Origin of the sequence: Rosistilla oblonga (genome assembly GCF_007751715.1) — a bacterium.
Taxonomy (GTDB): domain Bacteria; phylum Planctomycetota; class Planctomycetia; order Pirellulales; family Pirellulaceae; genus Rosistilla; species Rosistilla oblonga.
Window position 1 is genome coordinate 6,525,975 of record NZ_CP036292.1, and the last position, 19,090, is coordinate 6,545,064.

Genomic DNA, 19,090 nt, shown 5'->3' on the forward strand with positions numbered 1-19,090 from the left:
GGTCAGTCCACAAAAAGGAATTCGTTACAACCTAAGACCGCATGGGCGTACTGTCGCCATGCGTCGCTGGTCGGATCGTCGGCTTGATCCGCAAGAAATTCAGTCGCCAATTCGACCTCGTCCGCTGTCGCCGGCCGACCGAACAGCAACCGATGCGTTCGATCGATCTGCTGCGTCAAGTCGCCTGGCGTCTCGCGGACGATCCGCTTTGCCAGCGTGTCGGCTTGCCCAGCCACAAACGAACTGTTCAACAAATACAGTCCCTGTAGCGCCGTCGTCGTGGCGATCCGCTGGGGGCTGTGCCCGTTGGGGTCGGGGAAGTCGTGCAACTGCAAGCCCTTGGACATATCGCGGCGGTGAACCGTCGAATAGAGGGTCCGGTAGTGGTTCTTGCTGTCGTCAAACGAAACCGATTCGCCGGGAGTGGTCGCGTCCAACTGGCCGCTGGCGGTCAGCATCGCATCGCGCCACGCTTCGATATCCAGCCGGCGGCGATTCATGCGGCCGAGCCAACGATTGTCGGGATCGATCTGTTCTTGTTCGGCCGATCGTTGGCTGGCTTGCCGATACGTTGCCGACATCACGATCTCGCGATGCAGCCACTTCAGCGACCATCCGTTGGCGACGAACCGAGCCGCCAGATCGTCCAGCAATTCGGGGTGCGTCGGTCGTTCGCCCAGCTGGCCAAAGTTGCTTGGGGTCGAGACCAGTCCGCTGCCGAAGTGGGCGAGCCAAATTCGGTTGACGATCACGCGAGCGGTCAGCGGGGCGGCCTGCCGCGTGATCGCATCGGCCAGTTCCAAGCGGCCGCTTCCCTGTTGGAACGGCGTCGGTTCGTCCGACGACAGCACGCTCAAGAAGCGACGCGGAACGACCGGTCCCAAGCGATTGGGATTGCCGCGGATGAACAGATTCAGATCTTGCGAGCCCGGTTTGTAATCCAGCCGCGTGCCATCGTGATTCGTTGGCCCCGCCGGGACGACATACAGCGATTCCTCGCTAACCGCGGTGGCTAGCGGATCGCTGTAGCCAGGCGTCGATGTGGCCAGTTTGTTTTTGGCGGCCGTGAGTTTGTCGATCTCCTCTTTCGGCAGCGGCTTCTTTTTCTTGAGCGCTTTGATCTCTTTGTTCAGCCGAGCGACCTCTGCTTTGGCCAGCCGGATCGGTTCGTATTCCTCGTCGGAAACGATCGGTCGGGCGGTCAGTCGGCTGCTGGCGACGACGCCGGCCAAGGCGTAATAGTCTTCGGTGGTGATCGGATCAAATTTGTGGTCGTGGCAGCGGGCGCAAGCGACGGTCAGTCCCAAGAAGGTCCGCGAGATCGCATCGATCCGCTCCTCCCACTCATCGGCAACGATCACCTTGATGATCTCGCAGGGAAGCTGCAGTTCTTTCCAATACGTCGGGCTGAGTCCCAAGAAGCCGAGCGCGGCGATATCCTCGGGCCCGGTCTCCGGCATCATGTCGGTCGCCAATTGTCGACGAACAAATTCGTCATACGGCATGTCGGCGTTCATCGCGCGGACAACCCAGTCACGATACAGATGCGCCTTCCCCTCTTGGTTCAACCACGACGCGGTCGCATCGGTGTAGCGAGCCAGGTCGAGCCAGACGCGGCCCCAACGTTCGCCGAAGGCGGGCGACTGCATCAAATCGGTGACAAGCCGTTCGTAAGCGTCGGGTTCGTTGTCGTTAACAAATTGTTCCTGCTGCGCGATCGTTGGCGGCAGGCCGGTCAGATCGAAGGCCAAGCGACGCAGCAATGTCCGCCGATCGGCTTCGTCCGCTGGATGCAAACCGGCCCGTTCTTGAGCGGCCAGCACAAACCAATCGATCCGTTGTTGGGGCCAAGCGGCGTTGGCGACCTCCGGCAACGGCGACTCTTGCAGCGGTTGGAACGACCAGAACTCGCGGCCTTGCTGGATGTCGATTCCCGCTGCGGCAACGGGATCGTCGCTGGCGGCGGCTGGAAAGGGAGCGCCGCGAGAAACCCAGTTGGTCAGTTCGGCGATGTCGCGATCGGACAGTTTGCCCTTGGGAGGCATTTCGTAGTCGTTGTAGTGGATCGACGAGATCAACAGACTCTCGTCCGGTTTGCCCGGCACGACGCTTGGTCCGCTGTCGCCCCCCTCCAAAATTCCGGATCGACTGTCGAGTCGCAGACCGGCGTGTAGCGTCTTCGAATCAGCCGAATGGCACTCGAAACAATGCTGGTGCAGCAGCGGACGGATCTTCCGCTCAAAGTATTCGATGTCGGCAGGAGACGGATCTCCGTGCGGCGGACTCGATTCGGCGGCGAGCGCCATGCCGGCATTGGTCGCAAAGATCAACAGCAGCGCAATTTTGAAAATTGAACGCGGTGATACGCACATCAGCGAAGCCCTCTGGGAAAGGTGAGGCATGGGGCGGGCGATAGTTGCAAGCGCGAAGACGCTCGGCGGGTGGGAGGGGGAAGGCTTATTGTAACATTAATATTCGGCTGTTGCCTTACGAAGAATCGATTTTTCCAGGGCAAGTCACTGTTTCAAACGGGAGCGTCTCGGGAAATGGCAACCCGACGCGTGAACGAGCAATTCACGCGGGGGCTCGGTTTACGCGCCGGATTACCAATGGTGCCTGACCTCAAACAGCGAATGGCCCTATCAATTTTTCCTCCCATCGCCTGCGGAGGACCCTATACTTAGTTGGCTCAATAGCTGAACAGTTCTTGCTGGCCAACTTGCACCCCAACTAGGACCTTGCCGCGTCGTGGCGTCGTCCGCTCATCCGACTTCTGAAGAGACCCTAAAATGAGATCGATGCATTGTTTCGCTTGGCTCCTTACCTCTGTATTGGCAATTCCAGGCGGTGTCGCGGTGGGAAGCGAAGAGGCGGTTCGGACTACGATCCAGGACTATGTCGTTGCTTTTAATGCCAAGGATTTCGATGCGGTTTCCAAAGCTTGGTCCGAGAATGCGACCCACCTGGATCACAACCTCGCGCAACGCACCGATGGCCGCGATCAGATCGTTGGCGATATCAAGACGCTGTTCGAAGAAGATGCACCGATCAAGATCTCCGGCACGGTTGAGCATGTGCGAATGATCACCGATAGCGTAGCGAGTGTCGACGGCCAGGTCGCCGTCTCCAACGGAGCCGACGCTCCGGTCTTCAACCATTTTTCAGCGATCCTGAAGAAGCAGGGGGACCAGTGGTTGATCGATTCGATGGAGGAGATGCCGATTCCAACGCCCGCGTCGGCAGCCGATGCGATTTCGCAGCTGGAATGGTTGGTCGGATCGTGGCAGGACGCTGACACCGAATCGCCCGTCCGCGCGACGGTTCGCCGATCGATCGGCGGGTCGTTTCTGATCCGATCCTTCCAAGCGACTACCGCCGATGGCAGCGTCGCGCAGAGCACTCAGATCATCGGATGGGATCCGATTCGGCAGCAATTGCGATCGTGGACGTTCGACGCCGATGGATCGTTCGGCGAAGGAATGTGGAGCCGCAACGGCGACGAATGGCTGATCAAAGCAACTCAGACACTGGCCGATGGCCGGACCGCTTCGGGAACTTACATCCTGACCCCAGAATCGAATGACGCGTTTGCTGTCCAACTGGTCGGCCGCGAAATCGAAGGCGAACTGCAGCCTTCCACCCCATCGGTCATGGTCCGGCGCGTCGAAGTAAGCGACGCGCCGGAAGCCACTGTCACAACCACGCAACAATAGAACAACGAAAGTTTGAATCCATGAAAAAGCGAATCATCCTTGTTTGCGCGTTGCTGGTGCTGCCCGTCTCCGATGGGAACATCACACTGGCAGGCGGATTCCGTGGCGGCGGCGGTGGTCACGGTGGCGGTGGACGAGCCGGCGGTGGCGGACGTGTTGGTGGCGGCGGCGGACGCCCTGCTAGCATGCCACATCTCGGCGGCGGCGGTGGGGGCGGTAGGCCCTCGATGCCGTCGCGTCCCTCCATGCCATCGACTCGGCCTTCGATGCCATCACGCCCCTCGATGCCCTCGACTCGACCTTCGACTCCATCACGTCCTTCGATGCCGTCGACGCGACCTTCCACGCCATCTCGGCCATCGACTGGCAACCGGCCCAGCTTGCCTTCGTCACGCCCGGGCGACTCGGGATTCGGCGGCGGCTTCAGCGGTGGACTGAAGCCTTCGAAGCCGGACTTCCCTGGAAATCTCGGCGGTGGCGGCGATCGCCCCGGGTCGAACCGACCCTCCAAACCGCCTGGCAGCTCGGGCGGCATTGGCGATCGTCCCAGCTTCCCTAATCTTGGCGGCCACGGACGCCCCTCGACGCTGCCCGGTCAAATCGATCGGCCCGGTTCTGGAAACCGACCCGGCGGCAACGACCGACCTGGCGCCGGCAACCGTCCTGGCGGCAACGACCGCCCCGGCGCTGGCAACCGTCCTGGTTCCGGCAACCGACCTGGCGACAACGATCGACCCGGCTTCGGCAACCGACCTGGTGGCAACGATCGACCTGGCTCGGGCAACCGGCCTGGCGGCAACGATCGACCCGGCTCGGGCAACCGCCCCGGCCATGGCGATCGACCTTCCGCTGGCGACTTGGGAGACTTCTTAGGTCTCGATGGCGGCGTGCGGCCAGGGCCTAAACCCGGGAATAAACCGGGACACAAGCCAGGACCTAAGCCTGGCGATTTGGGCGATCGCAATCCTAATCGCCCCGGCAACCGTCCCGGTGGCCCCGATCGGCCGGGCGATCACCGCCCCGGTCGACCTGGAGACCATCATCCCGATCGACGTCCTGGGCACATTCCGCCTGGAACCGCCGGCCGCCCGGGCTGGAACGATCGCCCGATCAACATCGGCAACATCGGAATCGGCAACACGGTGATCAACAACCGTCCGTCGTGGGTGAATATCGACAGGAACAACATCGTTTCTATCGAGAAGCGTTGGGACCGGCAGATGGGCGGCCTGCATGGCTGGGCCGGCCACCGACCTGGACGCGTCAATTATTGGCACGGCTGGGGCAACAACGTGCGAACGCGTTGGACCGGGTATCATCATCACCACAACTGGTTCCACGGCGACTGGTGGTACCGGCATCCCGGTGGCGTCTGTCGTTGGCACTACTACCATCGCTTCAACGATTATCCGTGGGGCTACTGGTGGCAGCGTCCGACCTGGAACGTCGCGTCTGCGTGGTTCAACTGGACCGCGCCGGCCACCGTTTGGTCCGAACCGATCTATTACGATTACGGCAGCGGTGGCAACGTGACCTACGAAGACAACCGCGTCTACATCGATGGTGAAGATGTTGCGTCAGCGGATGAATTCGCACAAAGCGCCGCCGTTTTGGCGACCGCTCAACCGCCCGAATCCGAAGAAGCGGCCGACGAAGCGGAATGGTTGCCGTTGGGAACCTTCGCGCTTTCGACAAGCGAAGAGGATGTCGAACCGACGCGGATTCTCCAATTGGCGGTCGACAAATCGGGAATCGTTTCGGGGACGTTGTACAACACCAAAACCGATGAATCGGCGGCGATCCAAGGTCGCGTCGATAAGAACACCCAACGGGTCGCGATGCGGATCGGAGAAAGCGACAAAGTGGTCGCCGAAACCGGACTCTACAACCTGACCCAAGACGAAGTCCCACTGTTGGTTCACTTCGGACCCGACCGCGTGGAGAACTACATCCTGGTCCGTTTGGACGAACCCGAAGAGGACAAGGATGCGGACGACGCAGACTCCGACGACAAGGATTCCGACGACGACGATTCGCTCGACAAGGGAATCTTCTAGGTCGAAGTTCGACGACTGACATCGACGAGAGATCTTTGCCAGCTCTCGTCGAACGCTCTCGCGATCCCGCTGAAAGATCGCTCCGCAATGCCGGAGCGATCGGAGCGTGGATCGCGAATTTGCTATCAAACGACTGCGGCGCCCGCTGGCCGCAGTCCCTCTGGAATCGGCGGCTTACCACCGCACCGTAGCCCTGCAAATCGCTGCGCGACCGGTTGTTGGGGCGGATGAATCGGCGACAATCAAGTTTGTCGTCTTTCACACCCATTAATCCAGTGAGCCGGTCGCTGTTACTGCGACGGGCCTCCCATCGACGGAAATTCAAGGTTGAATATCTACGCGCGGCTGTCCACGGTCCTGTTGATTCTTGTTGGTCTGCCTGTTGCACTTTCGAGTGCAGAGGAGTTGTCGCAGCAGCGAATGCAATCGCTCAAGGCGGGCGATCGCGAAGCGGCTGAGCGGATCGATCGCGACATCCGCTATTTCGCCAGCGAAGAACTCAAGGGGCGCGGCGTCGGGACTCCCGAAATCGCTCAAGCGGCGGAGTTCATCGCCGAGCGATTTGCTAGCCTCGGCCTGCGAACCGAATTGATCGATAGCCAGCCCTTTCAGTCGCTAGCCGTCGATTCGACGACCACGGTCGGCGACCCCGCAAAAAATCATGTGCAGATCGACCGTCAGGGAGCCACACCGCTGAACCTTCAACTGGGCAAGACCTTCAACCCGCTAGCGCTCGGCAGTTCGGGACAGGTTCAAGCTCCGTTGGCCTTCGTCGGTTATGGGATCACCGCGCTGCAAGCCGGCTACGACGACTACGCCGGTCTCGATGTGCAGGGCAAGATCGTGATCGTGCTCCGCAAAGAACCGCGTTTGGGCGATCCGAACAATCCGCTCGGCAAAACCAGTCCCACGCCGGCAGCCTACTTTTCGACCAAGATGAGTGCCGCGATCGCGCACGGCGCCGTCGGGGTGATCGTTGTCAACGACCACGCTTCGGCGATCGAATTGGGCAAGCAAGATGATAGCAATTCAGAGGACGCGCTCCTGGAGGTGACCGATGCGGGCAACGGCAGCGCCGACAAGAAACTGCCGACCGTCTGCGTCTCTCGGGCCGTGATCGACGGCTTGCTGCAGCAGTCGATGGGCCGCTCGCTGCTGGATATCGAACAGTCGATCGACCGCGACTTCCGTCCGATCAGCGGCTTGCTGCCGGGCGTGACCGCGTCGCTCCAAACCGATCTGCAAACCGACAAGGTGATGGCTCGCAACGTGATCGCGGAACTGCCCGGCAGCGGATCGCTGGCCGAGGAGACGGTGATCGTCGGTGCTCACTACGATCACGTCGGGATGGGAGGCATCGGTTCGCTGGCTCCCGGAACGATCGCGGTTCACAACGGCGCCGACGACAATGCTAGCGGGACCGCCGCGCTGCTGGAGATCGCGCGGCGGCTGAGCCAATCGCAAGAGCCACAGCGCCGCCGGATCGTCTTCATCGCCTTCACTGGCGAGGAACGAGGGCTGTTGGGGAGCGCTCATTATGTCCGCAATCCGCGGTTTGGATTGGAGCAGACGGTGGCGATGTTGAACCTCGACATGGTCGGGCGGCTGAAAGGAAACGTCCTCTCGATCTATGGAACCGGGACCGCCGAAAACTTTGACGCGATGGTTCGGCAACTGAACGAGCAGTTTCAATTTTCGTTAGACATCGATCCCAGCGGCTATGGCCCCAGCGATCACCAATCGTTTTACGAAAAGAGCATTCCCGTTCTGCATTTCTTTACCGGGCTGCACAACGACTATCACCGACCAAGTGATGATTTCGACAAAATCAATTTGATCGGACTGACCCGGATAACCGATATGGTTACCGAGGCGACACGTGAAATTGCGACCGAACCGCAGCGGCCCGTTTTTCAAACCACACGGCGAGGAAAGGGGATTCGCAAGCAAAAAGCCGCATATTTAGGTGTTCAGCTTCGCATGTCGGACGATCGGGTAACGATTGTCCAAGTGGTTCCCGATGGGCCTGCGGCACAGGCTGGCTTGATGATGGGCGACGCTCTGATTCAGGTGGGAGACCAGAAAATAACATCGATCCAAACGGTGTTGGACTATCTGGCGAGACATGCGGGAGGCGAGACGCTTGAGTTTCAAGTGCTTCGCCAAGGAGAGCCTCGCAGCGTGAAGGCGACTTTGGGCGAAAAGAAATGACCGTTTGGGTCATCTTTTGGTGAAATTAATCTTTACGCGAACTGGACAGGTCGGCAGAATAGCCGCCCCGTAGGTCGACTCATGGAATGTGTCGATCGCCGCAGGTTGAGACGCTCGGCCCGTGGCAAAACTACAACGCACCAGACAAGGAGAGCAGACGTGCGGATTACCAAGGCAACGACCATCATTCTCGGTACCCTGTTGAGCATCGCGATGGTGCCAGCACTGGCATCGGCCCAACAAGCTGCTGGCGGCAAGATCGCTGTGATCGACGTCGCGTACATCTTCAAGAATTCCGACGCCATCAAGTCCGAAGTCGCTCAAATCGAAAACTCGATGAAGGCGTACGAGCAAGAGATGGCGAACGTTCGCAAGTCGATGCAGAAGGAAGCTGAACTGCTGAAGACTTACAAGCCAGGTTCGCCCGAATACGCCGGCCAAGAAGAGAAGCTGGCTGGAATGGAATCCAAGGTCAAACTGGAAACCATCCGCAAGCGTAAAGAATTGGCGGACGCCGAAGCGCGTATCTACTTCGACAACTACCAAAAGATCCGCGCCGTCGTGAAGCAGGTTTCCGAATACAACGGAATCGACCTGGTTCTGCGTTACAACAGCGAAGAGATGGAACTGGAAAAGCAAGATTCGGTTCTGCGTGGCGTGATGAAGGGTGTGGTCTACCACAGCCCTAAGTTGGACCTGACCCAAATGGTCATGCAAGCCATGGGCACCAAAGTCGCCACTCGCTAGTTTTTGTTTTCGGTCGATATCGGAGTTCGTTCCTATGACTTGTCAGCGAGTCGAGCACACGATTGAAGCAGCTTGCCAAGTGACCGGCCGCGGTTACTGGTCGGGCCAGCAGGTCACGGTGCGTTTCCTGCCGGCTGACCCAGGCTCGGGGATCCGATTTGTCCGCACCGATCTGCCTGGGTGCCCAAGTGTCCCAGGCTTGGTCGGGTTTCGCCAAAGCATGTCGCTGCGAACTGTGTTGAGCAGCGACACCGGGGCTGTGGTCTCGATGGTCGAGCATTTGATGGCGGCGCTTTCGGCGCTGCAGATCGACAATTGCGAGATCCAAGTCGATGCCGAAGAGATGCCCGGAATGGATGGTTCGGCAGCGGCGTTTGTCGATGCCCTCAACTCCACAGCTCGCGTCGAACAAGCGACTACGATCCGGCCCTACCGGGTCGACCGTTTGTTGCGAATCGGTTCGGCGTCGAATTGGATCGAGGCTTCACCAAGCGATTCGGATAGCTTCGAAGTCGAATACCGGTTGGATTACGGCGACGATTGCCCGATCCGTCCGCAGACTGCGGCTTTCCAGGTGACTCCCGAATCGTTCGCCAAAGAACTGGCTCCCGCGAGAACTTTTGTGACCGCGGACCAGGCGAAACAGTTGCGAGCCAGCGGCGTTGCTGGACACGTAACGAATCAAGATCTGTTGATTTTCGACGACCATGGGTTAGTCGAAAACAGCTTGCACTTTGAGAATGAGTGCGCACGTCACAAAGCGATGGACTTGGTGGGCGACCTGGCACTGGCCGGCTTCCCGCTGATCGGACGTTTTGTATCCCACCGCGGTGGACACGAACTGAACGCTTCGATGGCAGCCGAATTGCAACAATTGAGCTGTCGGTCGATGAACGGTTCTCGTAAAACGGCCTGAGGCAGTTGCCGCAAGTCGGAATTGCCGTCGTTGGGCAAATGTTGATACGATCAAACGACGCAATGGATGCGTCATTAATTAACTAAACGGACCACCGTGGCCCAAGGAAGGGCTTTCCTCTATGAGCGTCACCATCGCGCACACCGCCGTCGTCGACCCTCGCGCTCAATTGGGCGACGATGTTCGCGTCGGCCACTTCTGCCTTATCGGCCCGCATGCTCGCATCGGCGCCGGAACGCAGATCGAAAACCACGTCACGATCATGGGCCACACCACGATCGGTGAAAACAATCACATCTTTCCCAACGTGGTGATCGGTGGTGAACCGCAGGACCTCAGCTACCAAGGTTCGCCAACGCAGGTCATCATCGGCGATGGGAATGTGATCCGCGAGGGTTGCACGATCAATCGCGCGACCGAAAAAGAAGATGGGATCACGTCGATCGGCGACCATTGTTATTTGATGGCTTACGCCCACGTCGCCCACGATTGTCGTCTGAGCGACCGGATCGTGATGGCTAACAACTGCATGTTGGGTGGACACGTTCACATCGATCACGATGCGATCCTGTCGGGCGGCGTCGCCGTCCACCACTACGCTTCGGTCGGCGCCTACTGCTTCATCAGTGGACTTTCACGCGTCAAGCAAGACGTGCCGCCATACATGCTGGCTGAAGGATCGCCCGCTCGACCGCGGACCGTCAACGTCGTCGGACTCAAACGCAACGACTTCAGCAACGATGAAATCCGCGTGATCACCGAGGCGTTTAAGCTGTACTATCGCCGCTCGGTTGGCGTCGCTGAAACGCGGCAGCGCCTGCTCAACAGCGGACCGATCCAACCGTCGCTGCTGCGACTGCTCGATTTCCTGGAACATCAAACCGGCGGCAAAAATGGCCGCGGACGCGATCGCCGCAAGGCTGCTTGATCGGGCGTCCACCGACGAATCTGCCACTTGGCCCAACGATAACGGAGTAGAGAGAAGATGACTCGATTGAAGCTTGGCGTAATCGGAGCGGGCCACTTGGGCAAGATCCACGCAAAACTGCTCAGCACGATCGACGACGTCCAACTGGTCGCCGTCAGCGATCCTTTCGCCGCCGCTCGGCAAGCGATCGAGGATCAGTTCAGCGTGCCAACGTTCGCCGACTATCGCGATCTGCTGGGACTTGTCGACGGCGTGATCCTAGCCGCCCCGACCGATCTGCACGCGGAGATCGGCAGCGATGTGCTTCGCGCCAAAAAGCATCTGTTCATCGAAAAACCGATCACCACGACCAGCGAAGATGCCGACCGTTTGGTCGCCTTGGCCAAACAGAACGGTTGCACGCTGCAAGTCGGCCACGTCGAGCGGTTTAATCCCGCTTGGTCGGCGGCCGAATCGATGCTCGAGCATCCCAAATACATCGAAGCGGTTCGCGCCAGCAGCTTTCCCGGCCGCTGCTTGGACGTCGGCGTTGTCATGGATTTGATGATCCACGACATCGACCTCGTCCTCTCGCTGACCTCCGCCCCGGTCCAACGGATCGACGCCAGCGGATTGTCGGTGATCAGCGATCACGAAGACGTTGCCGAAGCTCGGATCACGTTCGAATGCGGTCTAGTCGCCAACCTGAAGGCATCGCGAATCAGCCCCGCGGCAGCTCGAACGATGCAGGTCTACGGCCCGCGAGGCTACGCCAACATCGACTTCTCCGGTCCCTCGGCGACCTTGATCCAGCCCGAAGCTTCGATCGCCGAACGCTCGTTCGAATTGTCAGCCGCCGGACCTCTGGCCGACTTCCGCGAGCAATTGTTCAGCCATTGGTTGGCTTCGCAGTCGCCGGAGATTCAACCGAGAAACGCGATCTTGGACGAACAGCACGACTTTGTAATCAGCATCCAAAGCGGCAGCCAGCCGACGGTCAGCGGTGCCGATGGCGCTCGCGCTGTCGCCGTGGCTGAACAGGTTTTGGAAGCGATCGACTGCCGCCAATGGCTCGGCGACACAAGCGAACCCGAACAAGTGGGGGCGTATGCCACTCCGCCCGAATCGGTCGAAGCGGCCAGCCAACGGATCCATCAACAGCGCAAAGCTGCTTAGCATCTTGCAGCCGACCGCCGGCAAGCCTCATCATTCCGTGCTGCCACCGCTTGGCAGCGCGTCGCGGCGAGCGACGATCGCGTTCAAAAACAGACGCCGAATGGCGTCGTAGCCGCGATCGTTGGGATCTTCGATATTGCTGAAGAACCAATAGTGTGGATCGCTGCGGTCGTACGTCGACCGCCAAAACTGCCGGCAATGCGATCCGTGCCCCAAGAACGCTTCGTACATCGGCGCCAGCGTCACGTTTGACCGACGCTCTGCCGCGTCCTGGATGATCGTGTTATAGCGAGCATGGATTGCCAGCCCGTCGGGCCACGGCGGCAGAAAGATACTTGGCGCGTCGCCGACGCCGTCGGTCGGATCGTAGATGTTCGCCAAAAATATCTCGCAGCCGCCGGGAAAGCTTTCATCGATCCGGTCGAGCATCTGATCCAGCCGGGCTGCAAAGTTCTCGATCCACGGTTCGGCCTGATCCAAGGTCGCTCCGTACATAGCCCCTTCGCGAGCTGGCGAGCGGCCGTAGCTGTGGATCAGATCGTTCCCGCCCGTCGTCATCACAACAATTCCAAACGTCTCCACCGCGTGCGTTGGCAAACGTTGCACCCTCTCCCAGTGCATCGGCGATGTCGATCCAGAGACCGCCAAATTTTCGGCTTCGATGTTTGGCAGCACGCGAGACAGACAAATCCCCTGCATCCCCGCAAACTCATCCTCGGGATTCCGCAGCATCCGTTGAAAGTAAGAATGTGCAGGGCTCTTCGCTCCCAAGCCCGCCGTCACACTATCGCCAATCCCCAGCAACTTGAATTGCCGCGAAGACCACGGCTCGGTAAAAGCCTCCCGCGCAACCTCCGGCCCCGCTGGACCGCTGCCGATCGGTCGACGCAGCGTCAGTTCGATGTAAGCCAGCGCGACAATCGTCAAACAGCCGCCGACCAACAGCAAGCGTCGCAACCGCTTGCTCCGCCGCGGCCTCCCCACATCCGCGTGAGCATGTTCAGCAGCGCCGTCGGCCGAATTAGGATCATTCATTGGACTCTCCGCTCCAAGGCGATAAGATCGGTCGACACATTCAGCCGACGTGGCGCGGCTTGCGTCTCTCCATCTTAGCCGCAACCGAGAATTCAATGTGGTTAAACGTCTCTTGCCGAAAGGGTTGTTTAGGTGCATGAGCAAGGGCAGGGCAAATCACTGTTTCAAGTCAAGCATTCTTGGCACCCCGACGCCCAAGCGAGTCACCGCGTGAATTCCTCGCTTACGCTTCTGGGTACCATTTCCTCTGGCGTTACAATTTGAAACACGGAACTGCCCTGCGAGCATGGGCACCATTGATTGCCAAACGCGGTTAGTCGCACTATTCTGGGGCGTCCCGAATTTGGCTCGCGAATGCTTCGTCGCGGTGCGGTGACGATCGCCGCAACGCAGCAAAAACACCTGCGTCTCGCCTCCCGCTCGCTTCACGCTAGGCAATTAAAAATGCATCCCACCTCAACGCTTTCGATCGCCACGGCGATTGGCCTACTCTCGCTTCTTTCGTCCACCACTCTCGCTCAAAACGACACGCCCCCAATGCCATCGATTAAATATCCGCAAGCCGCTCGCGACGCGATCGTCGACGATTATCACGGTACCTCCGTCGCCGATCCCTATCGTTGGTTGGAGGATACCGAGAGCGAACAAACCGCGGCTTGGGTCGCTGCCGAAAATAAGATCACTCGCACCTTCTTGGACCAGATTCCCCAGCGGACCGCGATCCGCGATCGCTTGACCGAACTCTGGAACTACGAGCGTTTTACGCTGCCGCGGAGCCGCGAATCGAAGTACTTCTACACGCACAATTCGGGGCTGCAGAATCAGAGCCTGCTGTATGTTGCCGACGGTCTCGATGCGCCGCGGCGAGTTTTGATCGACCCGAATAAATTGAGCGAAGATGGCACGATGGCGCTCGCCGGTTGGTCGCCGACCGACGACGGCAGCCTGTTGGCCTACAGCATCGCCGATGGCGGCAGCGATTGGCGAACGTGGCGAGTGCGCGACGTCGCCAGCGGCGAAGACCGCGACGATGTCGTCCGCTGGGTCAAGTTCAGCGGGATCGCATGGATGCCCGACAACAGCGGTTTCTTCTACGGACGCTACGACGCACCTTCCGATGGCGAAGAACTGACCGGAACCAACTACAACCAAAAGCTCTACTTCCACGAACTGGGAACCGACCAGTCCGAAGATCGCTTGGTTTACGAACGCCCCGACAACAAGGAGTGGGGCTTTACGCCGGAGGTGACCGAAGATGGACGCTATCTGATCATCACCAACTGGAAGGGAAGCGAGCCACAGAATCAGATCTTCATCCAACCGCTGGGCGATCCCAAACTGCCGGTCACCGAATTGATCGGCGGCTTCGACGCGGAGTATTCGTTGATCGGCAACGATGAATCGATCCTCTATTTCCTGACCGACAACGACGCGCCGCGACGACGCGTGATCGCGGTCGACGCCGATGATCCCCGCCGCGACCAGTGGCGTGAAGTGATCCCGCAAAACGAGAACGTGATCGAGGACTGCAGTCTGCTGGGCGATGAATTTTTCACGACTTCGATGAAAGATGCCCTCAGCCAAGTCGACGTCTACAACAAGGAAGGCGAAGCGGTTAAGCAGATCGAACTACCGGGGCTTGGTTCGGCGAGCGGATTTCACGGCCATCGCGATGCAACCGAGACGTTCTACTCGTTCACCAATTACGTCACGCCGCCGAGCATCTTCCGATACGACTTGAAGACCGGCGAGAGCACGCTTTGGCGCGCACCGGAACTGAACTTCGACGCATCCCGCTTTGTGACCAAGCAGGTCTTTTACGAGAGCAAAGATGGCACGCGGGTGCCGATGATCATCACGCACCGCGCCGACCTGAAGCTGGACGGCAGCAACCCGACGCTGCTGTACGCTTACGGCGGATTCAACATCTCGCTGACGCCCGGCTTCTCCCCCGCGATGGCTGTCTGGATGGATCGTGGCGGCATTTATGCGGTTCCCAACCTGCGAGGCGGCGGCGAATACGGCCGCGCCTGGCACGAAGCGGGCATGCAGGAGAAGAAGCAAAACGTCTTCGACGACTTCATCGCCGCGGCGGAATATCTGATCCAGCAGAAGTACACGCACAGCGACAAGCTGGCGATCCGCGGTGGCAGCAACGGCGGCTTGCTGGTCGGTGCGGTGATGACGCAGCGTCCCGAACTGTTTGGTGCCTGCCTGCCCGCGGTTGGCGTGATGGACATGTTGCGGTTCCACAAGTTCACGATCGGTTGGGCGTGGGTGACCGAATTTGGCAGCAGCGACGATCCGGAACAGTTTAAGACGCTGTTGAATTATTCACCGCTGCATCAGATCAAACCAGGAACCTGTTATCCGCCGACGTTGATTACGACTGCCGACCGCGACGACCGAGTCGTTCCCGGACACAGCTTCAAGTTTGCCGCGGCGCTGCAAGCTGCACAAAGCTGCGACAACCCAACGCTGATCCGCATCGAAACCCGCGCCGGCCACGGGGCGGGAACTCCGGTCACCAAATACATCGACCAGTATGCCGATCTGTGGGCCTTCCTGACGCGCGTGCTGCAGTAGCGAAACCGACAGACGCGGGATATAGACAGCCCGTCGCTGCGATGAGACATTTTTCATTTGTTGGGTGAGCCGCGAAGGCCGCCCAGTGTCGCCTTTCGCTCCGCGAAAGTGCGTTCGCAGAATGTCGGTTCACTGCCGGACTTTCGCGGAGCGAAAGGCGACCATCGATTGCGCGAACCCATCGCGTGAATCAAAGTCTCTTCGCTGAGACTGAACTTCTTAATTAGCTAACGAAATAAAAGGACGCTATCGATATGAGCACCTTCATTGGAAACATGATTGCCGATTCTTTGGCCCGCGGCATCAGCTACGCCGACAGCCTGGTGAAGGATCTGCCAGCGGACCAATTCGCTCGATTCGCTCCCGGCAAAGAGGGCCCGATCGTTTCGAATCACCCCGCTTTCATCCTGGGGCACTTGAGCATCTACGCTCCACGCGTCGTCGAACAACTGGGGCAAGACGCTACCGCCTATCAACCGACCGAAGCCGAGAACGCCCTCTTTTCGCCGGCCGCCAAGTGCCAGGACGACCCCAACGGTCTGATCTATCCCGGGAAAGATCAGCTAGTCGACCGCTTCACCACGGTTTATCAAGCCGCGCTGACGACCCTGCGAAACGCCACCGACGATCAATTTATGGTTCCCAACCCCGGCGAAGGGCGACTCCGCGAACTCTTCCCAACGCTGGGCGGAATGCACGCCTTTTACACCGGCGGTCACTTTATGCTGCACATGGGGCAATTGAGCGCCTGGCGTCGCATGATGGGCATGGCGCCGGCATAGCTTGCCCGATGGGTGCCAGAAGTCACCTTAAGTGGCTTTCTGCGGTGCCAAGCAGCAAAAAAGCTTGGTTGGGGCAGCGATATCTGCTTCAATAGGGGGGCCCGCTTTACAGCCCGCCCCATCCTGTTGCCCCGCCAAATCACATGCTGATTCGCCTGACATGCATCGGATTGATCGCAATCGCCGCCACCGCTCAGGCCGATCCGCTCTCCAAGGCGGAATATTTTGAACAGCACATTCGCCCGGTGCTGATCAAACATTGCTACGAATGCCACGCGGAAAACTCCGAAGAACTCGGCGGCAGCCTGTTGTTGGATTCCGCCGACGGCTGGCGTGCCGGTGGCGATAGCGGTCCGGCAATCGTCCCCTCCAACGCTGCCGACAGCCTGCTGATCTCGGCGCTCGAGTTCGAATCGGTCGAGATGCCACCGAGCGGTCGCTTGCCCGATGAAGTGATCGACCACTTCCGCCACTGGATCGATCAAGGTGCATTCGATCCGCGCGAAGGAACCGGCACGCATCCTGCCTCCAAAGGGATCGACCTCGATGCGGGGCGCGACTTCTGGTCGTTCCAGAATCCTCAAGAGGTTTCGCCGCCGACGGTCCCCGGTTCCGACTGGGCGTGGTCGGACATCGATCGCTTCATCGAATCGCGTCGCCTGCAGGCGGAACTTCCCTATCCGGGAGACGCCGATCCGATCGTCAGCCTGCGACGCTTGACCTTCGACCTGACCGGTCTGCCACCATCGCCCGAACTGATTCAACAATTCAGCGACGACCCGTCGCCGGAGCACTGGCGTCGGATCGTCGATCGCCAACTCGCCTCGTTCGGATTCGCGGAACACTGGGGGCGGCATTGGTTGGACGTCGCCCGATACGCCGACTCCAACGGCGCCGACTTCAACGCGACCTTTCACGACGCTTGGCGTTACCGTCAGTTTGTCGTCGACGCGATGGCGACCGACAAACCGTTTGATGAGTTTGTCCGCCAACAGATCGCCGGCGACCTGATGCCCAGCGACTCCGACGCCGATCGGATCGAAAACCTCATCGCCACCGGGTTCTTGATGCTCGGATCGAAGATGCTCAGCGAACGCGACAAGGCGAAGCTGAAGATGGACATCGTCGACGATCAAATCGATACCGTCGGCCGCGCGTTCCTCGGGATGACGCTGGGATGTGCCCGTTGCCATGATCACAAGTTTGATCCGATCCCAACCAAAGACTATTACGCCTTGGCCGGAATCTTCTCCAGCACCAAGGTGTTGGATGGCGAATCGCAGCGGTACGTCAGCACCTGGGTCAAACGCGATCTGCCGACACGCAGCGAACATCGCGCGGCGGTCGAACAGCATGCGGCGGCGAAGAAGGAACTGACAACGAAACTGACCGCCACCAAGAAACAACTCGCCTCGCTCCGCAAAGCGGCTCCACGCAACTGGGGCGGAACGGTTGTCGACGATACCGAAGCCAAGCGAACGGGGCACTGGAAAGAGTCGCTGCTGACGCAACCGTTTTATGGTGCCGGCTACATTCACGACGACAACAAAAACAAGGGGGAGACGTCGGTCGCGTTCTCCACCAACCTGCCGGCGGGACGTTATGAGGTGCGGATCGCCTACACCGGATCGGGCAGCCGCGCCGCCAACGTACCGATCGAAATCCACACCGCGTCGGGGATTCAACAGGCAACGCTCAACCAATCCAAACCAGGTTCGATCGCTGGCTTGTGGGAATCGATCGGCGAATACGACTTTGCCGCCGACAAGCCGGCGACGGTGATCATGCGGAACACCGGGACACAAGGGTACGTGATCGCCGATGCGGTTCAGTTCCTCAAGCCGGGGGAAGAAGCTCAGCAACCAGCGGACAACAAGAAGCAGCAACAGATGATCGCGGCAGTCTCCGCCGAGATCAAATCGCTGGAAGCCGCGATCCGCGACCACGACAAGACCGCTCCGCCGCCACTGCCTCGAGCGATGGCGGTGGTCGATGAGAAACAAGTCGAAGACGCCTGCTTGTGCATCCGCGGCGAACCCCACAACAAGGGCCCGGTCGTACCGCGCGGCTTCCTGCAAGTCGTTTCCAGCGGTTCGTCGATCGCGATCCCCGAGGACCAAAGCGGTCGGCTGCAGCTGGCCGATTGGATCACCGACCCCGACAATCCGCTGACCGCTCGCGTGATCGTCAACCGCGTCTGGATGCACCTGATCGGGCAGGGGCTGGTCCGAACCGTCGACAACTTTGGCCAACTGGGCGATCGCCCCAGCCATCCCGAGCTGCTCGACACGCTGGCGATTCAGTTCGTTCGCGAGGGCTGGTCGATCAAAACGCTGGTCCGCAAGATCGTACTCAGCCGCGTCTATCGTCAGTCGTCGAACTACCATCGGGTCGCTTTCCAAGCCGATCCAGACAACCGCTTGTTGTGGCGTGGGCATCGCAAGCGTCTGCCAGCCGAAGCGCTGCGCGACACGATGCTGGTCGCCGCCGAGCGTTTGGACCGCGTGCCAACGGTACAACCGATGCAGAAGTTTGGCGTGTTGGTGAACAACAACACCGCCAGTTCGGGAGCGGCCACACTGGCCGAATCGAATCGCCGCAGCATGTACCTGCAAATCATCCGCGGCCAATTGCCGCCGATGCTGGCGACTTTCGACTTTGCCGATCCCGATATCCTTGTCGGTCGCCGCCCCGCGACCAACGTCCCCTCCCAAGCGTTGGTGATGTTGAACAGCGACACGGTGATCGACATGTCTCAACAGATCGCCGCCCAAATCGCTGAAACATCCGAACCTCTGGATGCGCAGATCGAAGCGGCCTACTTGCGCTGCCTGCAACGTTATCCGCAGAGCGACGAACGCGAACTCGCCGCAGAGTTTATCGGCGGCGATCCGCAGCGACTCGCGCAATTCATTCAGATCCTAATGGCCAGCACCGAATACCGATTCCTGGATTGATCG

14 protein-coding genes are annotated in these 19,090 nt (G+C 59.6%); 11 read left to right on the forward strand and 3 right to left on the reverse strand.

Going from position 1 to position 19,090, the window contains the following annotated elements; genetic code table 11:
• Nucleotides 1-2: 2 nt before the first annotated feature.
• On the reverse strand, nucleotides 3-2,372 hold the full coding sequence (locus CA51_RS23000) for a PSD1 and planctomycete cytochrome C domain-containing protein (protein ID WP_197451415.1): 2,370 nt from the start codon (nucleotides 2,370-2,372) through the stop codon (nucleotides 3-5).
• A 459-nt stretch (nucleotides 2,373-2,831) separates the two neighbouring features.
• Here CA51_RS23000 and CA51_RS23005 point away from each other — a divergent pair, with 459 nt between their 5' ends.
• Nucleotides 2,832-3,713 carry a YybH family protein gene (locus CA51_RS23005; protein ID WP_231745847.1) on the forward strand — a complete coding sequence of 294 codons (882 nt, stop codon included), beginning with the start codon at nucleotides 2,832-2,834 and terminating at the stop codon, nucleotides 3,711-3,713.
• Nucleotides 3,714-3,831: 118 nt separating this feature from the next.
• On the opposite strand, the gene CA51_RS26275 is transcribed toward CA51_RS23005, so the two are convergent.
• A complete protein-coding gene (locus CA51_RS26275) occupies nucleotides 3,832-4,248 on the reverse strand; it encodes a hypothetical protein (RefSeq protein ID WP_231745848.1) in 417 nt (138 codons plus the stop codon).
• 26 nt (nucleotides 4,249-4,274) lie between these two features.
• Here CA51_RS26275 and CA51_RS26280 point away from each other — a divergent pair, with 26 nt between their 5' ends.
• From CA51_RS26280 to CA51_RS23035, 7 genes are all read left to right on the forward strand, one after another.
• Nucleotides 4,275-4,586, forward strand: a complete 312-nt coding sequence (locus CA51_RS26280; protein WP_231745849.1) for a hypothetical protein — start codon at nucleotides 4,275-4,277, stop codon at nucleotides 4,584-4,586.
• 77 nt (nucleotides 4,587-4,663) lie between these two features.
• Nucleotides 4,664-5,770 carry a hypothetical protein gene (locus CA51_RS26285; RefSeq protein ID WP_231745850.1) on the forward strand — a complete coding sequence of 369 codons (1,107 nt, stop codon included), beginning with the start codon at nucleotides 4,664-4,666 and terminating at the stop codon, nucleotides 5,768-5,770.
• A 327-nt stretch (nucleotides 5,771-6,097) separates the two neighbouring features.
• Nucleotides 6,098-7,981, forward strand: coding sequence for a M20/M25/M40 family metallo-hydrolase (locus CA51_RS23015; protein WP_145123485.1), 1,884 nt, complete (start codon nucleotides 6,098-6,100; stop codon nucleotides 7,979-7,981).
• 159 nt (nucleotides 7,982-8,140) lie between these two features.
• Nucleotides 8,141-8,728: an OmpH/Skp family outer membrane protein gene (locus tag CA51_RS23020; protein WP_231745851.1), complete on the forward strand. Its 588-nt coding sequence runs from the start codon at nucleotides 8,141-8,143 to the stop codon at nucleotides 8,726-8,728.
• A 34-nt stretch (nucleotides 8,729-8,762) separates the two neighbouring features.
• Nucleotides 8,763-9,644 (forward strand): UDP-3-O-acyl-N-acetylglucosamine deacetylase, encoded by an 882-nt coding sequence (gene lpxC / locus CA51_RS23025; RefSeq protein WP_145123486.1) that lies wholly within the window; start codon nucleotides 8,763-8,765, stop codon nucleotides 9,642-9,644.
• 121 nt (nucleotides 9,645-9,765) lie between these two features.
• Complete coding sequence (gene lpxA, locus CA51_RS23030; protein WP_145123487.1) at nucleotides 9,766-10,572, forward strand: acyl-ACP--UDP-N-acetylglucosamine O-acyltransferase; 807 nt, start codon at nucleotides 9,766-9,768, stop codon at nucleotides 10,570-10,572.
• Nucleotides 10,573-10,629: 57 nt separating this feature from the next.
• Nucleotides 10,630-11,727 carry a Gfo/Idh/MocA family protein gene (locus tag CA51_RS23035; RefSeq protein ID WP_145123488.1) on the forward strand — a complete coding sequence of 366 codons (1,098 nt, stop codon included), beginning with the start codon at nucleotides 10,630-10,632 and terminating at the stop codon, nucleotides 11,725-11,727.
• Between the two features lie 30 nt (nucleotides 11,728-11,757).
• Here the strand turns inward: CA51_RS23035 and CA51_RS23040 are convergent, their stop codons facing one another.
• Entirely contained in the window at nucleotides 11,758-12,762 is a 1,005-nt protein-coding gene (locus tag CA51_RS23040; RefSeq protein WP_145123489.1) for an SGNH/GDSL hydrolase family protein, read from the reverse strand.
• 444 nt (nucleotides 12,763-13,206) lie between these two features.
• On the opposite strand from CA51_RS23040, the gene CA51_RS23045 reads away from it, so the two are divergent.
• From CA51_RS23045 to CA51_RS23055, 3 genes are all read left to right on the forward strand, one after another.
• Entirely contained in the window at nucleotides 13,207-15,348 is a 2,142-nt protein-coding gene (locus tag CA51_RS23045) for a prolyl oligopeptidase family serine peptidase (protein WP_197451416.1), read from the forward strand.
• A gap of 254 nt (nucleotides 15,349-15,602) precedes the next feature.
• On the forward strand, nucleotides 15,603-16,130 hold the full coding sequence (locus CA51_RS23050; RefSeq protein ID WP_145123491.1) for a DinB family protein: 528 nt from the start codon (nucleotides 15,603-15,605) through the stop codon (nucleotides 16,128-16,130).
• Nucleotides 16,131-16,273: 143 nt separating this feature from the next.
• Entirely contained in the window at nucleotides 16,274-19,087 is a 2,814-nt protein-coding gene (locus tag CA51_RS23055; protein ID WP_145123492.1) for a DUF1553 domain-containing protein, read from the forward strand.
• Nucleotides 19,088-19,090 lie beyond the last annotated feature (3 nt).